The sequence below is a fragment of the Nonomuraea sp. NPDC048881 genome (assembly GCF_040649795.1).
Lineage (GTDB): Bacteria > Actinomycetota > Actinomycetes > Streptosporangiales > Streptosporangiaceae > Nonomuraea.
Genome location: NZ_JBEZGC010000006.1, coordinates 285,261 through 311,059, shown reverse-complemented (window position 1 = coordinate 311,059; position 25,799 = coordinate 285,261). Strand labels below are relative to the sequence as shown.

At 71.3% G+C, this 25,799-nt stretch carries 26 protein-coding genes; 13 read left to right on the top strand and 13 right to left on the bottom strand.

What is annotated here, in order from left to right; all coding sequences use genetic code 11:
• The first annotated feature begins 18 nt into the window (after positions 1–18).
• Positions 19–693, top strand: coding sequence for a hypothetical protein (locus tag AB0C33_RS23565; protein ID WP_358291387.1), 675 nt, complete (start codon positions 19–21; stop codon positions 691–693).
• A gap of 48 nt (positions 694–741) precedes the next feature.
• Positions 742–1,302, top strand: coding sequence for a hypothetical protein (locus AB0C33_RS23560; RefSeq protein ID WP_358291385.1), 561 nt, complete (start codon positions 742–744; stop codon positions 1,300–1,302).
• On the opposite strand, the gene AB0C33_RS23555 is transcribed toward AB0C33_RS23560, so the two are convergent.
• Together AB0C33_RS23555 and AB0C33_RS23550 are read right to left on the bottom strand one after the other, a co-directional pair.
• Positions 1,280–2,710 carry an MFS transporter gene (locus AB0C33_RS23555; protein WP_358291383.1) on the bottom strand — a complete coding sequence of 477 codons (1,431 nt, stop codon included), beginning with the start codon at positions 2,708–2,710 and terminating at the stop codon, positions 1,280–1,282. The genes AB0C33_RS23560 and AB0C33_RS23555 overlap by 23 nt on opposite strands.
• A gap of 41 nt (positions 2,711–2,751) precedes the next feature.
• Positions 2,752–3,480, bottom strand: a complete 729-nt coding sequence (locus AB0C33_RS23550) for a class I SAM-dependent methyltransferase (RefSeq protein ID WP_358291381.1) — start codon at positions 3,478–3,480, stop codon at positions 2,752–2,754.
• Positions 3,481–3,607: 127 nt separating this feature from the next.
• On the opposite strand from AB0C33_RS23550, the gene AB0C33_RS23545 reads away from it, so the two are divergent.
• The 3 genes from AB0C33_RS23545 (at position 3,608) to AB0C33_RS23535 (ending at position 6,479) form a co-directional block, all read left to right on the top strand.
• Positions 3,608–4,987 (top strand): LCP family protein, encoded by a 1,380-nt coding sequence (locus tag AB0C33_RS23545; protein WP_358291379.1) that lies wholly within the window; start codon positions 3,608–3,610, stop codon positions 4,985–4,987.
• Between the two features lie 98 nt (positions 4,988–5,085).
• Positions 5,086–6,015 (top strand): ATP-binding protein, encoded by a 930-nt coding sequence (locus tag AB0C33_RS23540; protein WP_352362146.1) that lies wholly within the window; start codon positions 5,086–5,088, stop codon positions 6,013–6,015.
• Positions 6,016–6,092: 77 nt separating this feature from the next.
• Positions 6,093–6,479, top strand: a complete 387-nt coding sequence (locus tag AB0C33_RS23535; protein ID WP_358291377.1) for an SCO5389 family protein — start codon at positions 6,093–6,095, stop codon at positions 6,477–6,479.
• A 35-nt stretch (positions 6,480–6,514) separates the two neighbouring features.
• Here AB0C33_RS23535 and AB0C33_RS23530 read toward each other — a convergent pair whose 3' ends face one another.
• From AB0C33_RS23530 to AB0C33_RS23520, 3 genes are read right to left on the bottom strand one after another with little or no spacing between them, the layout of a single operon-like run.
• Positions 6,515–7,495, bottom strand: coding sequence for an LLM class flavin-dependent oxidoreductase (locus tag AB0C33_RS23530; protein WP_358291375.1), 981 nt, complete (start codon positions 7,493–7,495; stop codon positions 6,515–6,517).
• Between the two features lie 17 nt (positions 7,496–7,512).
• The gene (locus AB0C33_RS23525) at positions 7,513–8,184 is read right to left on the bottom strand and encodes a ribonuclease HII (RefSeq protein ID WP_358291326.1); all 672 of its coding nucleotides are present in this window, start codon (positions 8,182–8,184) and stop codon (positions 7,513–7,515) included.
• Positions 8,185–8,193: 9 nt separating this feature from the next.
• A complete protein-coding gene (locus AB0C33_RS23520; protein ID WP_352362154.1) occupies positions 8,194–9,129 on the bottom strand; it encodes a LysR family transcriptional regulator in 936 nt (311 codons plus the stop codon).
• Between the two features lie 79 nt (positions 9,130–9,208).
• Here AB0C33_RS23520 and AB0C33_RS23515 point away from each other — a divergent pair, with 79 nt between their 5' ends.
• The 3 genes from AB0C33_RS23515 to AB0C33_RS23505 all read left to right on the top strand — a co-directional run bounded on the left by AB0C33_RS23515 (position 9,209) and on the right by AB0C33_RS23505 (position 14,557).
• Positions 9,209–10,495: a pyridoxal phosphate-dependent aminotransferase gene (locus AB0C33_RS23515; RefSeq protein WP_358291324.1), complete on the top strand. Its 1,287-nt coding sequence runs from the start codon at positions 9,209–9,211 to the stop codon at positions 10,493–10,495.
• A 141-nt stretch (positions 10,496–10,636) separates the two neighbouring features.
• Positions 10,637–11,281 carry a GNAT family protein gene (locus AB0C33_RS23510; protein ID WP_352318377.1) on the top strand — a complete coding sequence of 215 codons (645 nt, stop codon included), beginning with the start codon at positions 10,637–10,639 and terminating at the stop codon, positions 11,279–11,281.
• Between the two features lie 255 nt (positions 11,282–11,536).
• The gene (locus AB0C33_RS23505; protein WP_358291322.1) at positions 11,537–14,557 is read left to right on the top strand and encodes a BTAD domain-containing putative transcriptional regulator; all 3,021 of its coding nucleotides are present in this window, start codon (positions 11,537–11,539) and stop codon (positions 14,555–14,557) included.
• Between the two features lie 255 nt (positions 14,558–14,812).
• Here AB0C33_RS23505 and AB0C33_RS23500 read toward each other — a convergent pair whose 3' ends face one another.
• The gene (locus tag AB0C33_RS23500; RefSeq protein ID WP_358291320.1) at positions 14,813–16,225 is read right to left on the bottom strand and encodes a methyltransferase; all 1,413 of its coding nucleotides are present in this window, start codon (positions 16,223–16,225) and stop codon (positions 14,813–14,815) included.
• Between the two features lie 124 nt (positions 16,226–16,349).
• On the opposite strand from AB0C33_RS23500, the gene AB0C33_RS23495 reads away from it, so the two are divergent.
• Complete coding sequence (locus tag AB0C33_RS23495) at positions 16,350–16,652, top strand: hypothetical protein (protein WP_352318383.1); 303 nt, start codon at positions 16,350–16,352, stop codon at positions 16,650–16,652.
• Here the strand turns inward: AB0C33_RS23495 and AB0C33_RS23490 are convergent.
• The 3 genes from AB0C33_RS23490 to AB0C33_RS23480 are packed head-to-tail and all read right to left on the bottom strand — an operon-like array spanning position 16,624 to position 18,743.
• Positions 16,624–17,601: an NAD(P)-dependent oxidoreductase gene (locus tag AB0C33_RS23490; protein WP_358291318.1), complete on the bottom strand. Its 978-nt coding sequence runs from the start codon at positions 17,599–17,601 to the stop codon at positions 16,624–16,626. The genes AB0C33_RS23495 and AB0C33_RS23490 overlap by 29 nt on opposite strands.
• Positions 17,602–17,634: 33 nt before the next feature.
• A complete protein-coding gene (locus AB0C33_RS23485; protein WP_352318387.1) occupies positions 17,635–18,234 on the bottom strand; it encodes a TetR/AcrR family transcriptional regulator in 600 nt (199 codons plus the stop codon).
• Positions 18,231–18,743: a GNAT family N-acetyltransferase gene (locus AB0C33_RS23480; protein ID WP_358291316.1), complete on the bottom strand. Its 513-nt coding sequence runs from the start codon at positions 18,741–18,743 to the stop codon at positions 18,231–18,233. Before AB0C33_RS23480 ends, AB0C33_RS23485 begins: the two co-directional genes overlap by 4 nt.
• Before the next feature lie 58 nt (positions 18,744–18,801).
• On the opposite strand from AB0C33_RS23480, the gene AB0C33_RS23475 reads away from it, so the two are divergent.
• The 4 genes from AB0C33_RS23475 (at position 18,802) to AB0C33_RS23460 (ending at position 22,244) form a co-directional block, all read left to right on the top strand.
• Positions 18,802–19,281 carry a helix-turn-helix domain-containing protein gene (locus tag AB0C33_RS23475; protein WP_358291314.1) on the top strand — a complete coding sequence of 160 codons (480 nt, stop codon included), beginning with the start codon at positions 18,802–18,804 and terminating at the stop codon, positions 19,279–19,281.
• Positions 19,282–19,313: 32 nt separating this feature from the next.
• The gene (locus AB0C33_RS23470; protein ID WP_358291312.1) at positions 19,314–20,135 is read left to right on the top strand and encodes an SURF1 family protein; all 822 of its coding nucleotides are present in this window, start codon (positions 19,314–19,316) and stop codon (positions 20,133–20,135) included.
• A gap of 10 nt (positions 20,136–20,145) precedes the next feature.
• Complete coding sequence (locus AB0C33_RS23465) at positions 20,146–20,889, top strand: tyrosine-protein phosphatase (RefSeq protein WP_358291310.1); 744 nt, start codon at positions 20,146–20,148, stop codon at positions 20,887–20,889.
• A gap of 158 nt (positions 20,890–21,047) precedes the next feature.
• Complete coding sequence (locus tag AB0C33_RS23460; protein WP_352362172.1) at positions 21,048–22,244, top strand: amidohydrolase family protein; 1,197 nt, start codon at positions 21,048–21,050, stop codon at positions 22,242–22,244.
• Here the strand turns inward: AB0C33_RS23460 and AB0C33_RS23455 are convergent.
• From AB0C33_RS23455 to AB0C33_RS23440, 4 genes are all read right to left on the bottom strand, one after another.
• A complete protein-coding gene (locus tag AB0C33_RS23455) occupies positions 22,241–22,591 on the bottom strand; it encodes a YkvA family protein (protein ID WP_358291308.1) in 351 nt (116 codons plus the stop codon). The genes AB0C33_RS23460 and AB0C33_RS23455 overlap by 4 nt on opposite strands.
• 65 nt (positions 22,592–22,656) lie before the next feature.
• Positions 22,657–24,075, bottom strand: a complete 1,419-nt coding sequence (locus AB0C33_RS23450; RefSeq protein ID WP_358291306.1) for an amidase — start codon at positions 24,073–24,075, stop codon at positions 22,657–22,659.
• A complete protein-coding gene (locus tag AB0C33_RS23445) occupies positions 24,075–25,040 on the bottom strand; it encodes an LLM class F420-dependent oxidoreductase (protein WP_358291304.1) in 966 nt (321 codons plus the stop codon). The genes AB0C33_RS23450 and AB0C33_RS23445 overlap by 1 nt, the downstream gene beginning before the upstream one ends.
• Before the next feature lie 66 nt (positions 25,041–25,106).
• Positions 25,107–25,775 carry a TetR family transcriptional regulator gene (locus tag AB0C33_RS23440; RefSeq protein WP_352318405.1) on the bottom strand — a complete coding sequence of 223 codons (669 nt, stop codon included), beginning with the start codon at positions 25,773–25,775 and terminating at the stop codon, positions 25,107–25,109.
• Positions 25,776–25,799: the final 24 nt, after the last annotated feature.

The following is a 25,799-nucleotide window of genomic DNA, read 5'->3' as shown; positions in this document are numbered from 1 at the left end:
CGCACTACAGGAGCGCACATGCGAAAGATCCCCCCTCGCATGATGATCCGGGACGACGGGCTTGAGTCCAGTCACTTCCTCCAGCTCGCCGCCGTGGACTTCACCGGCATCTACGCGGTCCACCTGGCCGCGAAGGAAGAACGACTGAAGATGACCAGGCTCGCCATGAGCCTGTTGTCGGGGCCGTTCCTCGCGGCCATCGCCCTGACCAGCGCCAAGGTGGTGGACCCGCAGAGCCTCACGGAGTGGCAGCGCGTGCCGTGGTACCTGTTCGCCCTGGTCACGGCGTTCGGGGTGCTCAGCGTGCTGCCGTTCCTGCGGCTGATCGAGGCGGTCCGCGCGCACGCCAGGACGGCCCGCGCGATCAACAACTTCCGCCTGCTGTACGCCACCAGGCTCAAGGACCGGCTCGGCTGGAGCCCGAACCTGCCGATCGACCCCCGCTTCCCGGAGACGTACGCGCCGCTGGCCTGGCCCGGGATCAACGTGACGACGCTGGCGCTGGCGAACTCGGCCTACCTGACGGTGGGCCTCACCGGCCTGTGCGGGCAGGCGCCCAGCCTGCTCCTGCTCACCTTCGGCATCCTCCTCGTCACGCTGGTCCACTACGCCGTCTACTACGTGCGCTGCAACGTGACCAGGCGGCGCCGGCTCCCGCGCGACCCCTACGAGTTCCCGGATCAGGAGACCTGAATGCCCGGCCCTGCGTCATGGGCGTCATGTGGGGAGGCGTGGATGTGGATGATGCGACATGTCTGGACGGCGGGCACACTCGCCGACGACGACCGCGGCCCCGTGATCGAGGCGCCGTCCGTGCTGTTCGAGATCGCCGAGGTGCGGGGCGACGACCCGATCATCGCGCGGTACGGCGACGCGGAGCGGCTGGCCCTGTACAGCAGGAAGTTCAGCGAGGACGTGGTCGTGCCGCCGTTCAAGTACAGCTACGGCGCCCGGATCAGGGGGCAGCTCGCCTGGGCAGCCGACCTGCTGCGGGTCAAGCCGTACAGCAAGAGCGCGTGGATCTCGCTGACCATCCCCGGCGAGCCGTACGACGCGGTGCCCTGCCTGATCGGCGTGGCGTTCCGGATCCGGGACGGCGCGCTCGCCATGACCGCGACCTTCCGCTCCCAGAACGCCTTCACCAGCTACCTCAACTACCTGCCGCTCGCCGAGGTGCACGCGACCATGGCCCGCGACCTGGAACTGGACCGCGGGCCGATGCGGGTGTTCGTGGACGTGCCGCACCTGTACCTGGCCGACAGCACCCAGGTGCTGCGGGTCATGCGGCCCGCGCGGCGGTGAGCGGCGCGGCGATCTCCTCCAGCCCCTTGCGCTCGGCCTTGACCCCGAAGGCCAGCTCGACCAGCCCCGCGACGATCATCACGATCGCGCCGATCGAGAACGCCAGCGCCGTGTCGCCCGGCGCGCCGCTCTCGACCAGCGAGGCGAACACGAGCGGGCCGGCGATGCCGCCGGCGGCCGTGCCGATGGCGAAGAAGAACGCGATGGCCATCGCCCGGGTCTCCATGGGGAAGATCTCGCTCACCGTCAGGTACGCCGCGCTGGCCCCCGCCGAGGCCACGAAGAGCACCACGGACCAGCAGAGGGTCAGCGTCATCGCGGTCAGCGCGCCCTGGTTGAACAGCCAGGCGGTGCCGAGCAGCAGCACCCCGGAGCCGATGTAGGTCGCCGAGATCATGGGGACCCGGCCGACGGTGTCGAAGAGCCTGCCGAGCAGCAGCGGGCCGAGGAAGTTGCCGACCGCGATGATCGCGAAGTAGTAGCCCGTGTGCGAGTCGATCTTGAAGAACGTGGTGAGGATCTGGGCGTACCCGAAGGTGATCGCGTTGTAGAGGAACGCCTGGCCGATGAAGAGCGACAGTCCGAGGACCGTGCGCTTGGGGTAGAGCGCGACCATCGTGTGCGCGATCCTCAGGAAGCCGATCGACCTGCGCTGGTGGATGGTCATCGACTCCTGCGGCTCGGGCAGGTCCCGGCCGATCTGGCGTTCGATGTCGTCCACGATCTGCTCGGCCTCGCGGTCGCGGCCGTGGATGAACAGCCAGCGCGGGCTCTCCGGGACGTTCCTGCGCACCAGGAGGATGGCCAGGCCGAGCACCACGCCCAGCCCGAACGCCACCCGCCAGCCGATGTTGACCGGCAGGTCGTTCAGCAGCGGCACGGTCAGCAGGGCGCCGCCCGCCGCGCCGAGCCAGTAGCTGCCGTTGATGATGATGTCGATGCGTCCCCGGTGGTGGCTCGGGATCAGCTCGTCGATGGCCGAGTTGATGGCCGCGTACTCGCCGCCGATGCCGAAACCGGTCATGAAGCGGAACAGGAAGAACCACCAGGCGTCGAAGGACAGGGCGGTCATCAGCGTCGCCGCGAGGTAGACCACGAGCGTCAGCAGGAACAGCTTCTTCCTGCCGAACCTGTCGGTCAGCCAGCCGAAGAACAGCGCCCCCACGCAGGCCCCGGCCACGTAGAGGGCCGCGGCGAGGCCGGCGACCTGCGCCTGGGTGATGTCCAGGCCGCTGCCGGGCTTGGCGAGCTGCCCGGACAGGTTGCCGACGATGGTGACCTCCAACCCGTCGAGCACCCATACCGTGCCGAGACCGATGACGATCATCCAGTGCCAGCGGGACCACGGCAGCCGGTCCAGCCGTGCGGGCACCTTGGTAGTTACCGTGCCGGTATCCACGTCGCTCATAAGGGCACTTGGGTACCCGGTAAACGGATGGCAAACGTTCCCTACAAGGCAGGTTTTCTGGCCTCGACCAGGGTGGTGCCGAACCAGGGGCCGCCGTACCACAGGCGGGCGCCCAGGTCGCGCCGGCGGATGTCGATCACCCCCAGGTCGCGCAGGGCGTCCTCGTGGTCGGACGCGTGCCGGAAGTCCGCGATCAGCATGAGCCCGCCGGGCCGCAGCACCCGATGGGCCTCGCCGATCGCCCGCCGGCGGCCTTCGGCGGAGGGGATGTTGTGGATCGCCAGGCTCGACACGATGACGTCGAACGCGCCGTCCTCGAACGGCAGGTCACGCATGTCGCCCGTGACCAGCTCGACCCGGTCGGCGACGCCTTCGGCCGCGGCGTTGGCCAGGGTGACGGCCGCGGCGTTGCCCGACTGGTCCTTCGAGCTCCACAGGTCGACGCCGGCCGCCCGTCCGGAGGTGAGCCGGGCGGCGGCGGCCAGCAGCACAGCGCCGCGTCCGCAGCCGAGGTCGAGCACCCGCTCACCGCCTTCGAGCGGCTCCAGCAGCTCGGCCCAGACGGCGAACTTGCCCCGGCGCGTGGTGTAGAGGTAGCTGGCCGCGCTGGCCAGCGTGTAGAGCCCGCCGAAGGCGAAGGCGATCCCGGCGGCGGGGATGTCCAGCACGAAGGAGAGCGCCGCGAGAGCCAGCAGGACGATCGCCCCGAAGAGCAGTCCGCCGAGGGCCCACGGTGCGTCGAATCCGTAGCTACCGTGTCGAGTGCTCACTCTCACGTTATATCTCAAGAGGGTCTTGACCGGGAATTGAGCAAACACTTCCCCTTCACCCTCAATTGGCCCGCAACGCAATAACTATGGTGACTTGGATGGGCTGGCATTGGGGGTTTGACCAGGCATGACAGGGAAACAACGCGAATTCGGCCTAGGAGCGAGCATCGCGCTGACGGTGGCGTCGGCCGCGCTCTGGGGGGTGGCGCACCTGGCCACCCACCGTCACCGGATGGGCATCGCCCTCATGGCGGCCTATGTGCTGATGCTCGCCGGCGTCCTGACGGTGTTCACCGCGTTCAGCACCCGGCTGCTGTCGCTGGCGGTCCAGCCCGGCTGGCTCACGGTGCTCACCGTGGCGCTGGTCGGGATCGCGCTGGCGTGGACCGCGGTGATCATCCGGTCGTTCCTGCTCGTCCGTCCCGACTCCTCCGACACCGCCGGACGTTTCCTGACCACCACGCTCGCGGCCGCCCTCTGCGCGCTCGTCCTGGCCCCCACCGCGTACGCCACCCGCATGGCCTACCTGTCCCGCGACGTCGTCAGCCACGTCTTCGCCACCACCACCAGCAGCGCCCCCGTCGTCGCCCAGGACCCGTGGAACGGCGCGAAGCGCGTCAACTTCCTGCTGATCGGCGCGGACGCCGCCCCCGGCCGCCCCGGCGTGCGCACCGACAGCATGACGGTGGCCAGCGTGGACACCGAGACCGGCGCCACCACCCTGTTCGGCCTGCCGCGCAACCTGCAGAAGGTCCAGCTCCCGCACGGCCCGGCCAGGAGCCGCTTCCCCTTCGGCTTCACCGGCGACGGCCCCAGCACCCCCGGCCTGCTCAACGAGATCTTCCAGTACGCCGAGGACCACCCGGAGACGGTCCCCGGCGTGGGCAAGGGCAAGCGCGGCCCGTCGCTGCTCAAGCGCACCGTCAGCGACATCCTCGGCATCCCGGTCAACTACTACGCCATGGTCGACATGAAGGGCTTCGCCGAGATCGTCGACGCGATGGGCGGCGTCCGGGTCACCGTCAAGGACCCCATCGTGTACGGCAAGTACCGCGAGGGCCTGTTGCCCGCCGGCACCCGCAAACTGTCCGGCGAGGAGGCCCTCTGGTACGGCCGGTCCCGCACCGACAGCGACGACTACGTCCGCATGGGCCGCCAGAAGTGCCTGCTCAACGCGGTCGCCAAGCAGGCCGATCCGATGACCGTGCTCAAGAGCTTCGAGAAGCTGGCCGCGGCCACCAAGCGGGCCATCTCCAGCGACGTGCCCCAGGACCTGCTGCCCGCCCTGATCGAGCTGTCGGACAAGGTGAAGGACACCAGGATCCGGAGCCTCAGCTTCGTCCCGCCGCTGATCAGCACCGTCACGCCCGACTGGTACCTGATCAGGCGCAAGGTCTCCGAGGCCCTGGACGAGCGCCCGGCCAACCGGTCGGCGAGCGCGCACCACTCCGCCGCCCCTACCCAGGACCCGGAGAACCCGGTCAGCCTGGACGCCGCCTGCGACTGAACCTCACCTTTCCGACAGCCATCACCCCAGCACGGAGTGTGGCATGATGATGCACGGGCCCAACGGAAACGATTTTCATCGTCATTTCAGGAGCGCACGTGAGAGTGGCATTCGTCGGCAAGGGCGGCAGCGGGAAGACGACGATCTCGGCGCTGTTCGCGCGGCACGTGGCGGCCCAGGGCGACCCAGTGGTCGTCATGGACGCCGACATCAACCAGCACCTGGCCCTGGTGCTCGGCCTCGACGCCCAGCCCGAGCCGCTCGGGGCCCACCTCACCGAGATCAAAGACCTGCTGCGCGGCGACAACCCGCGCATCGCCTCGGCCGAGACCATGGTCAAGACCACCCCGCCGGGCCGCGGCTCGCGCCTGCTGGGCTTCGACGACCTGGCCGCGCTCGACTACGCCGTGACCACCCCCCATGGCCTGCGCCTGCTGGCCACGGGCCCGTTCGACGACGACGACCTCGGCGTGGCCTGCTACCACTCGAAGGTCGGCGCGGTGGAGCTGCTGCTCAACCACCTGGTCGACGGCCAGGGCGAATACGTCGTGGTCGACATGACCGCCGGCTCCGACTCCTTCGCCTCCGGGCTGTTCACCCGGTTCGACCTGACCTTCCTCGTCGCCGAGCCCACCAGGCAGGGCGTGAGCGTCTACCAGCAGTACCGCGACCACGCCGCCAAGTACGACGTCGCGCTCGCCGTGGTCGGCAACAAGGTCCACGGCCCGTCCGACGTGGAGTTCCTCCGCGCGCACGTGGGCGACGACCTGCTGACCTGGATGGAGCACTCCTCGGCGGTGCGCGCGATGGAGCAGGGCCGCCACTTCACGCTCGACGACCTGGAGCCGGCCAACACCGAGGCGCTGGCCGTCCTGCGCAAGACCCTCGACGCGCAGGAGAAGGACTGGCCGCGCTTCGGCCGCCAGACCGCGGAGTTCCACCTGCGCAACGCCCGCGCGTGGGCCAACGCCCGCACGGGAGCCGACCTGGCCGAGCAGATCGATCCTGACTTCGTCTACGGCCCCTAAAACGCACCTCCAGGCCTCTGGAGCTACCCACTTCTCCCACATAACGTCAGATTCGATCCCCTTCGAGAGGAGACAGCATGTCGCTGACCGTCCCGAACGATCTGCTGGACCAGGCCCGAGCCGGAGACGTGGACGACGCCGCGTTCGTCGCCTGCGTCCGCGACTCACTCCCCTACGCGTGGTCGCTGATCAGCGAGCTGGTCGCCGAGCGCGCGCAGAGCGGAGCCGAGTTCGCCGACAACCAGGTGCCACCGCCGTCCGAGGAGGCACGCGGCCAGCTCCTGCGGTGTCTGGCGAGCGACGCGATGCGCGGCGCGCTCGAACGCCACTTCGGCGTACGGCTGGCCTTCCAGAACTGCCACCGGGTCGCCGTCTTCGACCCGTCGGCCACCAAGGCCCTCGACGAGTTCGTCACCCCGCGGGCCCAGATCCTCAACCAGAAACCGGAGCTGGTCGACTGCTGAACCATGGGCGAGCCGGGCCCGTCCCGGCTCGCCCGTCAGTCCGCCAACAGGGGGATGACCTCGGCGCCGATGCGGCGCACGTCCTCCAGGGCCCGCCGGTGGTCTCCGATGCCCTCCACGGTCAGGATCACGTGCTCGATCCCGGTGCTCTCGGCCGTGCGCCGCAGCACCTCGGCGCAGTGGGCGGGCGTGCCGACCGGATGGATGCGCGTCAGCAGGTCGACGTAGGCGGTGACGTCCCGCGAGGGGCGCGGCCGGCCGTCCACCGGCAGGTAGCCGGCCAGCCCTGGGCCCAGCCACGCGGGCATCGACTCCTTCAGCTCCCGGACGGCCGCCTCGGTCGAGTCGGCCACGTGCGCCACCCCGGCCGCCAGGTGCCCCACGGGGCTCCCGCCCCGCGCGACGTGCTCGGCGACCAGCAGGGCCTTGTCGTGGTCGCCGATGTGCATGCCGAGCAGCATCGGCAGCCCGCGCTCGGCCGCCAGCGCCACCGTCGAGCCCGACGTGCACGCCACCACGGGCCGCAGCCGGGCCCGCGGCACCACGGCGACCTGCCTGAACCGGAAGAACTCCCCCTCGGCCGCCACCGACCCCGCGGACAGGGCCTCGACCAGCAGGTCGAGCGACTCGGCGAAGCCCCGCTCGAACCGGTCGAGCCCGGTGCCGAACACCTCCAGGTCGACCCACGGGCCGCCCCTGCCGACGCCGGGCGTGAACCGCCCGCCCGACAGGTGGTGGAGCATGGCCGCCTGCTCGGCCAGCGCCACAGGATGCTGGGACGACAGCACGCTGACCGCCGTGCCGAGCCCGATCCGGCTGGTACGCCCCGCCGCCACGGCGGCCAGCGTGACCGCCGACGGGCACACGCCGTAGGACATGAAATGGTGCTCGGCGATCCAGGCGTCGTGGAACCCGGCCGCCTCGGCGGCCTCGATCAGCTCCACCGAGTTCCGCAGGACCTGCCCTGGGTCCTGGCCGGGAAAGCAGGCCGCGATGACGAAGATCCCGATCCGCACTCCCCCGATCCTACGGCTCAGCCGAACAGCGCGGCCTGCCCTTCACCCACGAGCGGATCCCTGACCTGCTTCAGATGCCGCCACTGCGGCAGGTCGTCCAGGTAGGACCAGGAGAGCCGGTGGTGCGGTGTGGGGCCGAGCCGGGCCAGGGCGTCCTGGTGCGCGGGCGAGGGGTATCCGGCGTTCTCCGCGAAGCCGTACTCCTCATGCCCGATCGTGCCCATGTAGGCGTCCCGCCGCACCTTGGCCAGGACCGAGGCCGCCGCGACCGAGACGCTGGCCGCGTCGCCCTTGATCTCCAGGCGGACCGGCCAGGGTGCGCCGATGTAGTCGTGCTTGCCGTCGAGGATCACGGCGTCGGGGCGCACCGGCAGGGCTTCCAGCGCCCGGCGGGCGGCCCTGCGCAGCGCCTCGGTCATGCCGAGCGCGTCGATCTCGGCGTGGCTCGCCTCGCCGAACCCGATGCCGGCCGCCCATGCGGCCAGCTCGCCGGCGAGCGGGCCGCGCTTGGCGGCCGAGACCTGCTTGGAGTCGGTCAGGCCGGGCGGCGGCTCGGACAGATCGGTCACGACGGCGCAGACCGTCACCGGCCCCGCCCACGCGCCCCTGCCTACCTCGTCGACGCCCGCGACCGTGCGGGTGCTCGGCATGGACAGCAGGAGCTGCTCGATCTCGTACGTCGGCGCCATGGGCAGACGCTACCGCTCGGCCGGGGTCACCGGTTCCAGATCGCCGGCGATGTACCGGGCGGCCACGTGGATCGCCCGCAACGTCACCGACACCGACGGCCGGTGCACGCTGGACCTGCGGGCGACCGCGTGCACGTCGCGGCCGACCGGGTTGCCGGGGAACTCCCTGACCGCCAGCCCGCGCACCCCGGCGGCCAGCGCGAGCGCGGGCACCGCGGCGATGCCGATGCCCTTGGCGACGAGGGACAGGATCGTCCCGAGCCCCTCGAACTCCCAGGGCGTCGGCCGGGTGCCGCCGACGTCCACGAACAGCCGGTCCACGGCCAGGCGCGAGGGCTCGCCGTCGGGGGTGGCCATCCACGGCTCGTCGCGCAGCTCGCGCAGGTCGAGCGGCACTCCGGGGTCGGCCAGCCGGTGCCTGCGCGGCACGACGAGCACGATGGGGTCGCGCAGCAGGGGGAAGACCCGCAGGCTCTCGCTCTCGCGGACCGACCCGTACCAGTCGTCGACGAGGGCGATGTCCACCTCCCCCGACTGGACCTCCCGCATGCCGCGCCCCGACCTGCTTTGGCCCAGGCGGAGCGTCAGCTCGGTGTGGCGGCGCAGCGAACGCGCGAGCGCCGGCGCGAATGCCACGGCCGCTGTGGGGAAGGCGGTGACGACGACGCGCCCCGAGGGGGTGCCCGCATGGGCGGAGAGGTCGGACTCGGCCTCCTCGACCATTGACAGGATGCGTTCGGCGTGCTGGACGAGCCGGCGTCCGGCGTCGGTCAGCTCCGCGCTGCGCGCGGTTCTGTCGATCAGCGCGGTGCCGGTCTCCCGTTCCAGCGCCGCGAGCTGCTGGGAGACGGCCGAGGGGCTGTAGCCCAATGACTCGGCGGCGGCCGCGATGCTGCCCCGGCGAGCGAACTCACAGATCAGCGCCAAACGCCGGAATTCGAGCATCAGACTTCCTTACGCCTACCCACAAAAAGCCTCGCTTGTACTGATGCCTTCATACAACCACCCTGGGAACGTGACAAACATGACCGTGACCTTGTCCGCCACCTTGGCAGCGAACGAAGACATCGAACGAAGACGGCGCGCTGGGGAACGCGTGCTGCACCTGGCCTTCGGCGAGGCCGGTCTGCCCGTCCACCCGGCGCTGCGCGACAAGCTGGCCGCCGCTTCCGAGCGCAACGGCTACGGGCCGGTCGCGGGCGCGTCCGGGCTCCGGGCCGCGGCAGCGGGCTACTGGACACGACGGGGGCTCCTGACCGACCCCGAGCTGGTCGTCTGCGGACCTGGCAGCAAGTCGCTGCTGTACGGCCTGCTCCTGGCGATCGGCGGCGACATCGTCCTGCCCATGCCCAGCTGGGTCAGCTACGCCGCGCAGGCCGATCTGGTGGGCTCCCGCCCCATCCTGGTGCCCGCACCGCCAGGAGAGGGCGGGGTGCCCGACCCCGACCTGGTCGTCGCGGCGGTCCGCAAGGCCCGGTCGGCGGGCAGGACGGTCAGCTCCCTGCTGGTCACGCTGCCCGACAACCCGACCGGCCGGCTGGCCACGCCGGAGACCGTCGCCCGCCTGGCGGCCGTGGCCCGCGAGCTGGACCTGATCGTGATCTCCGACGAGATCTACCGCGACCTGGTCCACGACGAGTCGGCCGGCTACACCTCGCCGGCCGACCTCGCGCCCGAGCGCACGATCATCACCACCGGGCTGAGCAAGAGCCTGGCGCTCGGCGGGTGGCGGATCGGCGTGGCCCGGCTGCCCGAGGGCGCGCACGGGCTGCGTGCCCGGCTGCTGGCGGTGGCCAGCGAGATCTGGTCGGCGCCGGCCGCGCCCGTCCAGGAGGCCGCGTCCTACGCCTTCGACGAGCCGCGTGAGCTGACCGACCGGGTCGCCGGCAGCCGGAGGTTGCACGGCATCGTGGCGCGGGCCGTCCACGAGCGGTTCACGGAGATCGGCGCCTCGGTACCGCGACCCCAGGGAGGCTTCTACCTTTATCCCGACCTGAGCCACCTCAGGCTCGGCGGCTCCGCCGAGATCACCCGGATCCTGCTGGACGAGCACGGCATCGGCGTCCTGCCCGGACACGCCTTCGGCGACGACCCGTCGGCCGCCCGGGTACGCGTGGCGGTGAGCCTGCTCTACGGCGACTCGCCCGAAGAACGACTGACCGCGCTGAACAGCACAGATCCCCTTCAACTGCCATGGATCGCAGCGAATCTGAACCATCTGTCCATGGGCCTGAAGGAGCTCGCTCTGGTCCGTCACGGCGTCGTGGGTGAACGTCACCCGGCGCTGGTGCCGGCACCATGTCACGGTTAGGCGAATCTTTCCCCAAGAGCTGGTTTACCATCCACCAAATCAGCCCTCTGACCTGCGGAAACACCGCACATCCAGAAACCCGGGAAAGATGGCTTCGAGAGCCTGGTTACGCGCGCGCCGCGCGAGCCTCATCATGTGCTCATGCCCGCTCTTGTCACCTTGTCCGGGCGCTCCGTGCGCCTGGAACCTCTCAGCCACGCGGTGATCGACGATCTCGTCGCCGCGGCGAGTGAAGACCGCTCCACTTACGCCTTCACTCGCGTCCCGGACGGCCGGGACGAGATGGTCTCCTATGTGGAGGCCGCCATGGCTGAGCAGGCGGAGGGCCGCACGCTGCCCTTCGCCATCCGGTGGCTGAACACCGACCGCGTGGTCGGTGCCACCCGTCTCATGCACCTGGAGTACTGGCAGGGCCCCATGCCCTGGCCTCCGGGTACACGGGGTGCGGTGGGCGACATCCCGTCCGTGGCGGACATCGGTTACACCTGGCTGGGCGCCTGCGCCCAGGGCACCGGCGTCAACCGGGAGAGCAAGTTCCTCATGCTCTCACTCGCCTTCGAGACCTGGAACGTCCACCGCATCACACTCAAGGCAGATGTCAGGAACGTCCGATCCCGGGCCGCCATCGAGGCCCTCGGCGCACACTTCGACGGGGTGCGGCGAGCGGATAGCCGAGGCGCCGACAACACGGTCCGAGATACGGCCTTCTACTCGATCCTGAACTCCGAATGGCCGCTCGTCCGAGAACGGCTGGCCATGCGGCTCGGACTGGTAGAGGCAGCGTAGGAACATCGGCAACGGCCCCGCCCATACTTTTCCGGGCGGGGCCTGTATTTTTCTGCGTCCCCATCGGCTCTACATGACACGCCCCCGTGTCGGTGCGCCATGTACGGCCTGCCATCAGCATGCGGAGGCACGGTCAACACCTGATCAAAGGCGGATCAACGGTTCGTTCCGGCGATCAGCCCAGTTCTAGGTGGTAAGCGGTACTGGATCTATCATTTGGACACAAATCGTTCCATTGCCCGGGAGACAGACGGCATGGCTGGTCAGAGCGTTGAGGGCGGGCTGCGGTTCGCCGTGCTCGGTCCCGTCCGCGCGTGGCGCGAGGGGCAGGAACTCGACCTGGGCACCCCGCTGCAACGTTCGATCCTCGGCATGCTGCTCCTGCGGGAGGGCCGCGCGGTCACCCCCGCCGAGATGATCGACGCCGTGTGGGGAGAGGACGCGCCGCCCCGCGCCCTGGGCGCGCTGCGCACCTACGTCTCCCGCCTGCGCACGGTGCTCGAACCCGACAGGCCCGCCCGCTCCCGTCCCGAGCTGCTGACCTCCATCGGCCGCGGCTACGCCCTCCGCCTGCCCGACGACGCGCTCGACCTGACCCGCTTCGAACGCGGCCTCGCCGAGGCCGAGACCGCCCGCAAGGCCGGCCGGCTCTCCGCCGCCGCCGAGGGCATGCGGGCCGCGCTGACCCTGTTCGAGGGCGAGCCGCTGGCCGGGGCCGTCGGCCCGTACGCCGAGCACCAGCGCGACCGCCTGGCCGAACGCCGCGTCAGCGTCATCGAGACGCTCATGGACCTCGACCTGGAGCTGGGCGGGCACGCCGCGGTCGTGTCCGAGCTGATCGCGCTCACCGCCGAGCACCCCTTGCGCGAACGGCTGCGCGCCCAGCTCATGCTGGCCTACTACCGGTGCGGACGGCAGGGCGACGCCCTCAACGTGTTCACCGAGACCCGCGAGGCGCTGATCGACGAGCTGGGCATCGAGCCCGGCAGCGAGCTGACCGCCCTCCACCAGCGCATCCTGGCCGCCGACCCGGCGCTCACCCTCGTGCCGCCGCCCGCCGCCCCGGCCGAGCAGGCCGCCGGCGAGCCCGCGGCCGAGGAGGAGCCGCCCGCGCTCGAACTGCCCCGCCCGGCGCAGCTCCCGGCCGCGGTCAGCGACTTCACCGGGCGCAAGGAGGTGGCCGTCCGCGTCCACACCCTGCTGTCCGCGCAGTCGTCGGCCGAGGGCGTGCCGGTGGTGGCGTTGTGCGGCATCGGCGGCGTCGGCAAGACCACGCTGGCCGTCCACGTGGCGCACGCGGCCGACGACCTGTTCCCCGACGGCCAGCTCTACGCCGACCTGCGCGGCCACAGCGACGAGGTGACCGCTCCGGAGTCGGCGCTCGGCGGCTTCCTGCGCGCGCTCGGCATCCCGCCCGACGTCATCCCCGACGGCCTGGCCGAACGTTCGGCGCTCTACCGCTCGCTGCTGTCCGACCGGCGCATCCTCGTGCTGCTGGACAACGCCCGCGACGCCGACCAGGTCAGCCCGCTGCTGCCGGGCTCGCCGGGCTGCGCGACGATCGTCACCAGCCGGGCCAAGCTGGCCGACCTGCCCGCGGCCCGGCTGATCGACCTCGACGTCATGGAGCCGGACGAGGCGCTGTCGCTGTTCTCCTCCGTGGCCGGGCCCGAGCGGGTGGCCGCCGAGCACGGCGCCGCCATGGACGTGGTCGCCGCCTGCGGTTTCCTGCCGCTGGCCGTCCGGATCGTGGCCGCCCGGCTGGCCGCCCGCCCCTCCTGGACGGTCGCCTCCCTGGTGCCCAGGCTGGCCGACGAGCAGCGCCGCCTCGACGAGCTGCGCGTGGGCAACCTGGCCGTCGAGGCCACCTTCGCGCTCGGCTACGGCCAGCTCGAACCGGCCCAGGCCCGCGCCTTCCGCCTGCTGTCCCTGCCGAAGGGCCCCGACATCTCGATCGGGGCCGCCGCGGCCGTCCTGGCGATGAACATGTACGAGACCGAGGAGCTGCTGGAGTCGCTGGTCGACATGAGCCTCCTGGAGGCCACCGCGCCCGGCCGCTACCGCTTCCACGACCTGCTCAGGCTGTTCGCCAGGCGCGTCCTGGACAAGACCGAGCGTCCCGAGGACAAGACGCTGGCGCTGCGCCGGCTGCTCGGCTTCTACCTGGCCTCGTCCCGGTCCGCCCACCGGCTGGCCTACGAGGGCAGCATGATCCCCGACAACCTGGCCGTGGTCGGCAGCGGTCTCACCTTCACCACCGTCGACGAGGCCGTGGCCTGGCTGATCTCCGAGGGCGACTCGCTGTTCGCGGCCATCAACCAGGCCGCGACCACGTCCACCGCCCCTGCTCCGACAGCCGGGGAGCAGCTCCTGCCCGCCGCCGACATGCTGGTGGCCATGGAACCGCTGCTGGAGGCCGGCACCCACACCCGCGAGTTCGACCAGGGCACCCGCGCGGTGCTCGCCGCCGCTCTGAACCTGGGCGACGAGGCCAGCGAGCTGCGTTCCCGGTACGTGCTGGGCCGGGTGCTGTTCGCCGGCAACCAGCTCTCGGAGTCCGAGACCCACTTCCGCCGCGTGTACGAGCTCTCCGACACCCGCGGCGAGAAGATCGTCACCGGCGAGGTGCTCAACGCGCTGGCCGTCGTCGTCGGCCGGCAGCGCCGCCACACCGAGGCCCTCACCCTGTTCGACGCCGCCTCCCGCTACTACCGCGAGAACGGCGTCCCCGCCGGCGAGGCCCTGGTGCTCAGCTACTCGGCCCGCGACCACCTGGGCCTCGGCCACGCCGAGGACGCCATCGCCGCGGCGGAGAAGGGCCTGGCCATCTTCACCGAGATCGGCAGCGGCGCCGGCACCGCCCGCGCCCGCTACCACCTGGGCATCGTGCTCAGCCGGGTCGGCCGGCTCACCGAGGCGGTGCACCACCACGCCGAGTGCCTGGCCTTCTTCCGCTCCAGCAAGCAGCGGGTCTGGGAGCAACGCGTGTGCTCCCGGCTGGCCGAGACGTTCATCGCCGCCGGGCGCTACCCCGACGCCGTACGCCACGCCGAGCAGGCGCTCATGGTCTCGCGCGAGATCGGCCACCCCTACGGCGAGGCGCTCTCGCTCACCGTGCTCGGCCGGGCGCTACGCGGACTGGGCAGCGCCGCGCGGAGCCTCGACTGCCTCAGGCAGGCCTACGACGTCTTCACCAGGCTCGGCGCCCCCGAGGCCGGCGACCTGAAGCTCCTGCTGGACGGCTTCGCCGTCGAACGGTCCGTCGTCGAGTCCTGAGTACAGCTCGTCGTCCAGACGTGTCATCCACACATGGTTGATCAAGGCTGTCCTTAGTCAATGCCGATGGCAGCCCGGCCGGTCATCCTGACCGCCACGCGTCGCCAGGGGGCCCGGTCATCCGGATGCTTCGCGTGACGGCTAGCCGCCTCACACAGACGACCGGCCGGACTCGACGCGGACCTTCGAACCCCCCAGGCCCGCGTCTCGGTCAGAAGCCTCCACCGGCGCGGTCAACGTCGGATCAACGGTGAATCAAAGCAGGAAATAACCCTCGGCGATGAGCGGCCGGATCGCGTCGGCGTTGGGGATCTCGCCGTCGCCGACCAGCTCGGCGATCACGTTGAGCAGCGGGCCGAGCGCCAGCTCGCCGTCGCACACGCCGGCCAGGGCGGCCTCGACGGTGCCGACCTCCCTGCTGCGCCGCAGCCCCTGCGTCTGGCGCAGCACGATGCGGATCGGGTCCTCGGCGCCGGGCAGGCCGACGCGTTCGTCGAGCACCCCGTCGGCCGTGCGCAGCAGCGCCGCGTCGAGGTCGGCGGCGCGGTGGGCGGCGGCGATGGAGTCGAGCACGTCGTCGACGTAGTCGCCGACCGGCAGGGCCACCTGGTGGGGCAGGTGCTCCACGCGCACGACCGGGTCGAGGGTGCCCGAGTTGCGCATGGTGATCCAGCCGAAGCCGATGCCCTCGACCTTGCGTTCGTCGAACCAGGCCAGCCACCGGTCGTAGTGGTCGGTGTAGCCCTTGGTGCCCTGCTCGGCCGCGTCCTTGAGCCACAGCTCGACGTATTCGGCCGGATCCTGCACGTCACGCTGGACGACCCAGGCGTCGCAGCCGGTCTCGCGCAGCCAGCCGCCGACCCGGTCGTGCCAGTCCTCGCCCTCGACGTGCAGCCAGTTGGCCAGGAAGTGGGCCTGCCCGTCGGGCGCGAGGTGGCGCGGGGTGCGCCGGACCAGGTCGCGGCAGAAGTCGTCGGCCTCGCCGCCGGACTCGCGGTAGGTCAGCGTGCGCTCGGCCCCGGGGGCGATGACGAACGGCGGGTTGCTGACGACCAGGTCGAACAGCTCGCCCTCGACCGGCTCGAACATCGACCCCACCCGCGCGTCGACGCCCGTCACGCCGGACAGCTCCCAGCTCAGCCGGGCCAGCTCCACGGCGCGCGGGTTGAGGTCGGTGGCCACCACCTGCTCGGCCCGCCCGTCGAGGTGGAGCACCTGGACGCCGCAGCCCGTGCCGAGGTCGAGCGCGCGCGTGACGGGCCGGCGGCTGACGAGCTGGGCCAGGTTGGCCGAGGCGCCCCCGGCTCCCACGACGTGGTCGGCCCGCAGCGCCGGGTCGCCGGGCCGGACCTTGCGGTCGGAGACCACGTAGCCGCCGGTCTCCCACGGCTGGAGGTGCACGGTCGCCCTGATCAGGTCGCCGTCGGCCGACACCAGCCCCGACTCCAGGACGGCGGCCGGCACGGATTTGGCCGGCACCGGCACGCCGAGCCACCAGAGCCTGATCAGGATGCCCAAGGGGTCGCCGTCGGCGGTCGCCCGCAGGGCCGGGACGAGCTCCTCCCGCGCCAGGGCCGAGGCCGCCATGGCGCCGAGCCGGTCGCGGACGCCGTCGATCGTGTAGCCGGTTTCGAGGAGGTGATGGCGCAGTCGTTCCACGGACACCATCCTTTCACCAGCCACCGACAGTGCTCATACTGTTACTTACGCGCCCAAGCGTTCTGCAAGCCATGGACAAGTGGGTGGCGGTATCTCTAGGGGTGCAAGACGCCGTACCGAGGAGCGCGCCCCCATGCTGATCCCCTGCTTGGCCTGCGAGTCGCGATTCGGGCCTGACGAGTACTTCAACGCCTGCTCCGACTACAACCGGGGCCTGGACCTGGTCTCGTGGACCTGCCCGCGCTGCGGCAACCGCGACGACCTGCGGGTGCTGCCCGGCGAGCTGGGGTTCGGCTACCCCTCGCGCGGCAGGTTCGACGTGCATGACCGGCTGCGCGTGCCCGGCCTGCGCAGGCAGCGCGGCGACCTGCGGCTGGACATCTCCCTCGACCGCTCCCGCTGGCAGGTCAGGACGCGGATCCGGCAACCGGCCTGACCGGCGCGCACGCGTACGCGGGCGGCTCGCCGCGCAGCAGCCGCGCGATGTCCTCCACCAGCGCCTCCGCCAGCTCCTCCAGGCTCTCCCCGGTGGCCTCGCCGAGCCTGGGCGTGAGCACCACGTTCGGCAGCCTGGTCAACGGGTGGGCCGGATCGAGCCATTCGCCCTCGAAGTGGTCGAGCCCGGCGCCGCCCACCTGGCCCTGGCGCAGCGCGTCCACCAGGGCGGTCAGGTCGTGCAGGGCGCCGCGCGAGGTGTTGAGGTAGATCGCGCCCTGGCGCATCGCGCCGAATTCGCTGTAGCCGAACAGGCCCCGCGTGTCCGCGGTCAGGGGCACGTGCAGCGACACCACGTCGGCCTCCGCCAGCAGCGCGGGCAGGGTGTGCGTGGCCTCGGCGACGTACGGGTCGCAGGTGACCACCCGCATGCCCAGCCCCTGGCAGCGCCAGCGCATGGCCCGGCCCACCCGGCCGAGGCCGACGATGCCGAACGTGCGTCCGGTGAGCCGTCTGCCGCGGTGGCGCTGGGCGGGGGGCACCCTGCCGCGATGGGCGCGGCCTCTGCGCACCTCACGGTCGGCGGTGACGATGTTCCTGCTGACCGCGAACAGCAGCGCGAGCGTCAGCTCGGCCACCGCCTCGGGGTCGCGGTCGGGGGCGTGCAGGACGGTGACCCCGCGTTCGGCGGCCAGGCGCAGATCGACCCCCGTGGGGGCGCCGAGGCTGGCCACGATGTCGATGTGGAGTCCGAGCACCGAGGTGCGAACCTGGTCGCCGTCGGTGATGAGCACGTTTGCGCCGGTCTCGATGACCAGGTCGGCGAGCTGCTCGTCGGTGAAGCCGACGCTCGGCCGGGGAGGAGCCTCGGCCACGTCGGCGACCTCGCCCAGACGGGCGAGCGCGCTCTCCGGCAGGTCGGGCAGCACGAGCGCCCGAGGTCTTCTCACATTTGGACAATAACACCACAGACGGTACTCAGATCATTGCTCCCCGCGCTGGCGGAGACTCTGCCAGGCCGCCTCGCCCAGGCCCTTGATCTCTTCCTCGGTCGGGGTGTGCGCCCCGGCGAACCACAGGCGGCACATCTCCTGCGCCGGCCCGAGCCACAGGACATAGCACATGGTGGCGTGGACGGGCTGGAGCTGCCCGTTCTTCATGTGCGGCTTCCACCAGTCGGAGACCTGGCGGAAGAACGCGCGCCTGGCCTCGGCCACCTCGGCGCCGCCCGGCTCGTGCTTGCGCGGCGGGCGCTCGCTGACCAGGATCCTGGCCCGCTCGGGGTGCTCGCCGGCCCAGCGCATGTGGAAGGCGACGACGGCCTCGATGCCGGCGCGGGCGTCGTCGTGCCGGACGAGTTCGGCGAGGAACTCCTGCTGGTAGGCGTCGAGGATCTCGGCGTACAGGACGCCGTAGACGTGCTCTTTGCTGGCGAAGTGGTGGTAGAAGCTGCCGACGCTTACACCGCTCTCCTCGCGCAGACTGGCCAGCGTGGTGGCCGAGACACCGTCCTGGCTGAAGCGGCGGAGGGCGCCCTCGATGATGCGGGTGCGGCCGTCGCGTCCGTTCTTGACACTCTTCACACTGTCAATGGTGTGCTACCAGAACGTTGTTCCGCAAATACTCCGGCCAGATCGATCATAGCGGTCACCTCGACCGTACCGGACGCGACCTTCATCTCGGCGTCCGGCCACAGCCTGCGGACCAGCCTGAGCACCCGCCGGTTCTCGCCCAGCACGTCCATCCCGACCGTACGCGCCCCCCGCACGGCGGCCCTGAGCAGCAAGGTGTCGACGAGTCGCGGGCCGAGCCCGTTCCCCTGCCAGCGATCGGCCACGACGACGGCCACCTCGACGTCGGCGCAGCCGCCCCGGTAGCTCATGGCGTGCCCGACGATCTCGTCCCCGGCCGTGACGACGAGCGCGTCGCGGCGTTCGTCCAGGGTCAGCAGAGTGCGCACGAGGTGGGCGGCCGGGACGGTCACGCCGGTGAAGAAGCGCAGCGTCTGGGTGTGCAGCGACAACCCCGTCAGGAAGCGTCTGATCCGTTCCTCGTCGTCCGGGCGGACCGGGCGGATCTGAGTTCCGTGCATAGACTCAGCCTGCTCCTCGAAGCTGAGTCTGTCAATTGAACTCAGATATAATGCCGAGATGAACGTGCCGTTCCGATTGGGCTTCCGGGTGGACAACTGCTCGATCGAGCGCACCCTGGACATCGTCGGGGAGAAGTGGACCTTCCTGGTGCTGCGCGAGGCGTTCAGCGGCGTGCGCAGGTTCGCCGACATGCAGGCGGTCACCGGCGCACCCCGCCAGGTGCTCAGCGCGCGCCTGGCCCGGCTGGTCGACGAGGGCCTGCTGCGCAAGGTGCCCTACCGCGAGCCCGGCCAGCGCCAGCGCGACGAATACCGGCTGACCGACAAGGGCCGCGACCTCTATCCGCTGCTCGTCGCGCTCATGCACTGGGGTGACAAATACCTGGCCGACGAGGAGGGCCCGCCGGTGCTGCTCACCCACCGCGACTGCGGCGCCCCCATCGAGCTGCACTTCCGCTGCGCCGAGGGCCACGAGGTGGCCGGGCCGCGCGAGGTCACGCCGGTCCCCGGGCCGGGCCCCGGGGTGCGGAGCGTCTAGCGGGCGAGCCGCGTGAGGGAGCACCCGCCCCGGTGCCTAACCTTGAAGGCGTGTACCGGTTCCTGCTGACGCCCCGGTGGCTGGCGCTCCACGTCGTGGTGCTGCTGGTCATCCCCGCCTTCGTGTTCCTGGGCAGGTGGCAGTTCGGGCGTTTCGAGGAGCGGTCCGACAACAAGGACAGGGTGACCGCCAACATCGAGGCCGCCGCCGTCCCGCTCGACCGGCTCGCGGCTCCCGGCCGGCAGGTCGGCGAGGGCGACCGTTACCGCACGGTCGTCGCGTCCGGCACGTACGACACCTCCCACGGCCTGCTCGTCCGCCGCCGCCCGCAGGAGGGCCGCAACGGCTTCTACGTCCTGACCCCGCTCGTCACCGGCGACGGCAGCGCCGTGATCGTCAACCGCGGCTGGATCCCGGCCGCCGCCAGCGCCGACGCGGCTCCCGAGGTCCCCGCCCCGCCCACCGGACAGGTAACTGTCACCGGGCGGCTACGTCAAAGCGAGACCGAAGACTCCACCGGCATCCGCGAGCGGTCCGGGCTGCCGGACGGCCAGGTGCTGCTGATCGACGCGGCCAAGATCGGGCAGCGCATGCCGTACCGGCTGGTGGGCGGCTATGTCGAGCTCACCGGGCAGCAGCCGCAGGCCGCCGCCGCGCCCGCTCTGGTGCCCGCCCCCGACGTCGGTTCCGGCGGCGGCCTCAACCTGGCCTACGGGGTCCAATGGTGGCTGTTCATCGGCATCGCGATCGGCGGCTGGATCCTGCTGATCCGGCGCGAGGTGGCCGAGCGGAAGTCCGGGAAACCCGCCGGTGAGACGGCGGCGACCCAGGAAGCGGAAACCGCCGCCAACTAAGGTGTGAAGGGTGATCCGCCACATTGAGTTCACCAATCTCCGCAACTTTCGTGACGTAGGTGGATATGCCACCGAGGACGGGCGCACCGTCCGGTGGCAGCGGCTCTACCGGGCCGACTCCCTGGGCTGGCTGGCCGGCGACGACCTGCGGGCCTTCCACGCGCTGCGCGTGCGCACCGTGATCGACCTGAGGCATCCCGCCGAGGTCGAGCGGGCCGGCCGGGTGCCGGAGACCGAGGGGTTGCACTACCGCAACCTGCCGATCGAGGGCCGTCCCTGGGACATCGCCCGGTTCAGCGAGGAGATCGGCGTCGAGCGCTACCTCGCCGACCGGTACCTGGAGGTGACCGAGGACGGCGTGGAGAACCTGCGCGCCGCCGTGGAGACGGTCGCCGTCGCGGACAACGCGCCGGTCGTCATCCACTGCGCGGTGGGCAAGGACCGCACCGGCCTGCTCACCGCGCTGATCCTCTCGCTCGTCGGCGTCGCCGAGGACGACATCGTCGCCGACTACGCCCTGACCGGCCTGGCGACCGAGCGCTTCATCGCCGACCAGCGCACCAGGCACCCGGACGCCCTGCTGTGGCCGGGCTTCGGCCGGGCCCCCGCCCAGGCCATGCGCCTGTTCCTGGACGACCTGATCGACCGGCACGGCTCCGTCGAGGGCTACGTCACCGGCGTGCTCCAGGTCGACCGGGCCACCATCGCCGAACTTCGCGAAAATCTCCTGACTGATTCGATCTCCCGCGGGTAGAAGGCGCCGGGGTCCGCAAGGGGCAGCATCCTCAAGGACCCCGCAAGCCCGGGATCGCCCCCATCCCCCTCCAGGCGGTCCCGGGTACGAATGCATGGATACCCAACGGATACGTCGCAGCTTGTTCGACGTTATGCCGCCGTCGTACGGTTACCTGCGTGACTACGCCGCTGCTCCCCGACCCTGACCCCCGGCGGCGCGACTATGTGATCATCTCTGCCGACGATCACCTGATCGAGCCTCCTGACCTCTTCGAGGACAGGCTCCCGGAGAAATACGCCGACGTCGCGCCCAAGGTCGTGGAGACGGACGCCGGTCACCAGGTCTGGCGCTACGGCGGGGCCACGTACCCGTGCGCGGGCATCGACGTGGGCGCCGGGCTGCCGCGCGAGCAGTGGACCCTGGATCCGGTCAGGTTCGAGCAGATGCGTCCCGGCTGCCACGACATCGAGGCCCGCGTCCAGGACATGGACGTCGCCGGCATCTGGGCTGCGCTGTGCTTCCCCGGCATGCTGGCCGGCCAGGCGGGCATGCCGTTCGCCCGCACCCGCGACCAGGAGCTCGGCCTCGCCCTGGTCAAGGCGTGGAACGACTGGCACATCGACGTCTGGGCCGGCACCTACCCCGAGCGGATCATCGGCCTGCAACTGCCCTGGCTCCCCGATCCCGACATCGCCGCCAAGGAGATCAGGGCCAACGCCGCCCGCGGTTTCAAGGCCGTGGTCTTCCCCGAGTTCCCGACCAGGCTCAGGCTGCCGTCGATCCACACCGGCCACTGGGACCCGTTCTTCGCCGCCTGCGAGGAGACCGGCACGGTCGTGGCCCTGCACACCGGCGACTCCTCCTGGTCGCCCGTGCCCTCGCCCGACACGCCCATCGAGGCGATCACCACGCTGATGCCCACCAGCGCCATGTTCGCCTGCGCCGACTGGCTCTGGTCGGGCCTGCCGCTGCGTTTCCCCGGGCTGCGCATCCTCATCGTCGAGGGCGGCGTCGGCTGGCTGCCGATGCTGGCCGAGCGCGCCGACTACGCGCTCGACCACCCGGTCGCGGGCGAGGCCGCCTGGGACGGCGGGCTCAAGCCCAGCGAGGTGCTGCGCCGCAACTTCTTCTTCGGCACGCTCGACGACCACGCGCTGTCCGGCGTGCGGCTCGCGGTCGGCCTCGACCACGTGCTCCAGGAGAGCGGTTACCCGCACTCCGACTCGACCTGGCCCGACACCCAGAAGGCCGTGGCCGCGAACCTCGGCGCGCTGCCGCCCGCCGACATCGCCAGGGTCGCCTACGGCAACGCCGCCCGCCTGTTCGGGCACCCGCTGCCCTCGCGCGCCTGGTTGCGGATGGAGGAGATCTAACCCTCCTCCGCCAGCCTGCCCTGGATGATCCTGCGCTCGTGCTCGACGTAGCGACCGCTCTCGCCGAGCAGCGAGGCGATCAGCCACAGGAACACGCCGAAGTCGTCGGCCACCCCGATGAGCACCAGGAAGTCGGGGATGACGTCGACCGGCGACAGGATGTAGACCACGCCGAGCGCCATCAGGGCGAGCCTGCCCTTGCCCATGCCGTCGTAGCGGCCGCGGGTGACCGCGCCGATCATGCGCGGGATCGCCCGCACCCTGGTCAACATCCCCGGCGTGCCAGGCTTGGTCACCTCGCGGTACGTCCGCCACGCCGCCGCTGCCCGTGCTGCCTTCGCCATCATGAGGATCCTCCTACCCCCGGCTTCTCACGACATAACGCGTCAGCCGGGTGAGGGGTTCCTGACGATCAGCGCATGGCGGCGTGCTCGAACGGCCTGACCTGCTCGATCTGCGCGGCCACCCGGATCAGCAGATCCTCCCGTCCGGCCGCCGCCACGAGCTGCACGCCGACCGGCATGCCCACCGCGTCCCTGTGCAGCGGCAGCGAGACGGCGGGCTGGCCGGTCGCGTTGATCGGCGAGGTGTAGGCCACCACCTGCGCGGTCCTGCCGAAGGCGGTGCTGAGATCGGCAGGCGGGATCCAGCCGAGCCGGAACGGCGCCGCCCCCGACGACGGCATCAGCAGCAGGTCGTTGCCCCCGGCCCACCAGGAGGCCATGCGGCGGCGGAAGCCGTCCACCCACTGGGTGGCCAGGATGTGGTCGGCCGCGCTGTTGGCGCGGGCGGCGGTGACCATGGCCGCGTTGCGCGGTTCGAGCTCGTGCAGCTCCACCGGCCTGCCGCGGGCCGCGCCCAGGCTCACGACGTGCGCGGCGAGGTTGTTGGCGACGATGGCGCCGAAGTGCCGGGCGAACTCCGGCTCGGCGAGCGCCGGCGGGCCGCCGGGGGTCACGTCGTGACCGAGGCTCTCCAGCAGCGCCGCCGCCCGGGTGACGGCCTCGGCCAGGTCGGGGTCGGCGGGCACGTCCGGCCTCGGGTGGGCGGTCAGGAAGCCGATGCGCAGCCGTCCCGGGTCGGCGTGCAGTTCGGCGGTCAGGGGGCCGGGCAGCGCGGGGGCGTCGTAGGGGTCGCCCGGCTCGTAGCCGGAGACCGCGTCGAGCGCGGCCGCCGTGTCGCGCACGGTCCTGCTCACGAAGCCGGGGCAGGAGAAGCCGCTCCAGCCCTCGCCCATGGACGGGCCCATGCTCAGCCGCCCGCGCGTCGGCTTGAGCCCCACCAGGCCGCACAGCGAGGCCGGGACGCGGATCGAGCCGCCGCCGTCGCTCGCCGTGGCCAGCGCGACCATGCCCGCGGCCACCGCCGCCGCCGAACCGCCGCTCGACCCGCCCGCCGAGTACGCCGGGTCGTAGGGGTTGCGGGTGGGGCCGTACGCCACCGGCTCGGTCGTGACCGTGCTGCCGAACTCGGGGGTGTTCGTCCGGCCCAGCAGCACGAAACCGGCCTGGCGCAGGCGGACCACGCCATGGCCGTCCTCGGCGGCGTCCAGGTCGTCGCGCACCCGCGAGCCCGCGGCGTACGGCTCGCCGGCCTGCCGCCAGCCCAGGTCCTTCAGCAGGATCGGCACGCCGCGGAAGGGCGCGTCCGCCGGGAGGCCGTCGACCTCGGCCAGCGCCCGCTCGAACCGCCGGTGGACGACGGCGTTGAGCTCGCCGTCCTGCGCCTCGACGGCGGCGATGGCGGCCTCGGCCAGCTCGCGGGCCGACACCTGCCCGTCCCTGACCGCCTGGGCCTGGCCGACGGCGTCGAGCCGCAGCACGTCGTCCATCAGCCCTCCTGGACCGGGGCCAGGTCGCGCACGGCCTGCTCGATCGGCACCTCGCCGCCGGGGATGGGCGCGAGCACCGGCGTGTCGAGCCCGTTGTCGACGTACTGGCGGATCCTGGCCCGGCAGGTGGCGGCGTCGCCGTGCACGACGAGGGCGTCGACCACCTCGTCGGGGATGGCCTTGAGCGCGGCCTGGCGGTCGCCCGCCGCCCACGCCTCGTGCATGGGACGCAGCACCTCGCCCCGGCCCAGCCAGTCGTGGAAGGCGGCGTAGGCGGGCACGGTCAGGTAGCTCGCCAGCATCCACCTGGCCATCTCGCGCACCTTGTCGGCGTCCTCGCTCACGCAGACGAACAGGCGGGCGATCAGCTCGGTGTCCGGGCCGATCTCGGCGCGCACCTTGGGCACGTCCTCGGGGGCGAGCCAGTTGGTGATCGCGCCGTCGGCCTCCTCGGCGGCCAGGCGCAACATCCGGGGCCGCAGGGCGGCCAGCACGATCTTGGGAGCGGTCTTCGGCGCCCGTTCCAGCTTGAAGCCCTTGATCTCGAACGTCTCGTACCGCTCGGAGACCTTCTCCCCCGCCAGCGCCCTCCGCAGAAAGCGCAGCGTGTCGCGGGTGCGGGCGTACGGCTTGGCGAACTCCACGGCGTTCCACCGCTCGACGATCGCCGGCGAGGAGGAGCCGATGCCGAGCACGAACCGGCCCGGGGCCAGGTCGGCCAGGGTGGCCGCGGACATCGCCAGCAGCCCCGGCCCCCGCGTGGAGACCGGGACGATCGCGCTCCCGAGCCTCATCCCCGGAGCCCACTGCGTGGCCATCGCCAGCGGGACGAACCCGTCGTTCCCGTTGACCTCGGCCGACCAGGCGTCGGTGTAGCCGAGGCCAGGCAGCTCCGCGATCAGCTCCTGCGACCTGGCCAGGGAACGGTCGTAGAAGGGGATGGTCATGCCCCAGTTCGGCGTCATTCATGGCCTCCGGTTCGGCGACGGTGAGCCGACCATACCAAGCGGTATGTCGCCAGAAGGAGCCCCCTAGGCGCGCAATTCGTGCACCGCGGCGATGAAGTCCTTCGTTATCCCCTGCAACCCGGGCAGATGCGACAGCCCGACCAGGCGGTCCACCAGCGGCACCGTGACCTCGATCAGCCGGTACGTCCGCACGCACCCCGGCGAGGTGTCGTGCACCCAGAACAGCACCATGCCCATCGACAACAACCACAGCAGCTCGGGCAGCTCCGCCCGCAGCTCGGCGTTCATCCGGTCCTTCGACCCCTCGACCACCTCGCGGTAGATCCCGATGGACGCCTCCCGCGCCGGCGACGACTGCGCGCTGAACGGGCTCAGCGGGTTCGTCGGCTCGGCCGCGTGCTTGAAGAACTTCACCGCGAACTCGTGGTACGGCTCCGACACGCGCACCCACTCGCGCAGCACCCCGCTCAGCCGCGCGGCGAACGACCTCTCCGTGGCCAGGAACTCCCGGCAGGCCTGCTCGTGCTCGGCCTGCGCACGGTCGTAGTAGGCCTGGATCAGCGCCTCCTTGCTCTCGAAGTAGTAGTAGGCGTTGCCCACTGACACCCCTGCCTCGGCGGCGATGGCGCGCATGGTCGTCGCGTCGAAGCCACGCTCACGGAACAGTCGCAAGGCCGTCTCGACGATGACCTCTCGGGTGCTCTCCGATCCTCTGTTTCGGGCTTCGGACACGTTCGTCACTTTACGTCTTGAAAG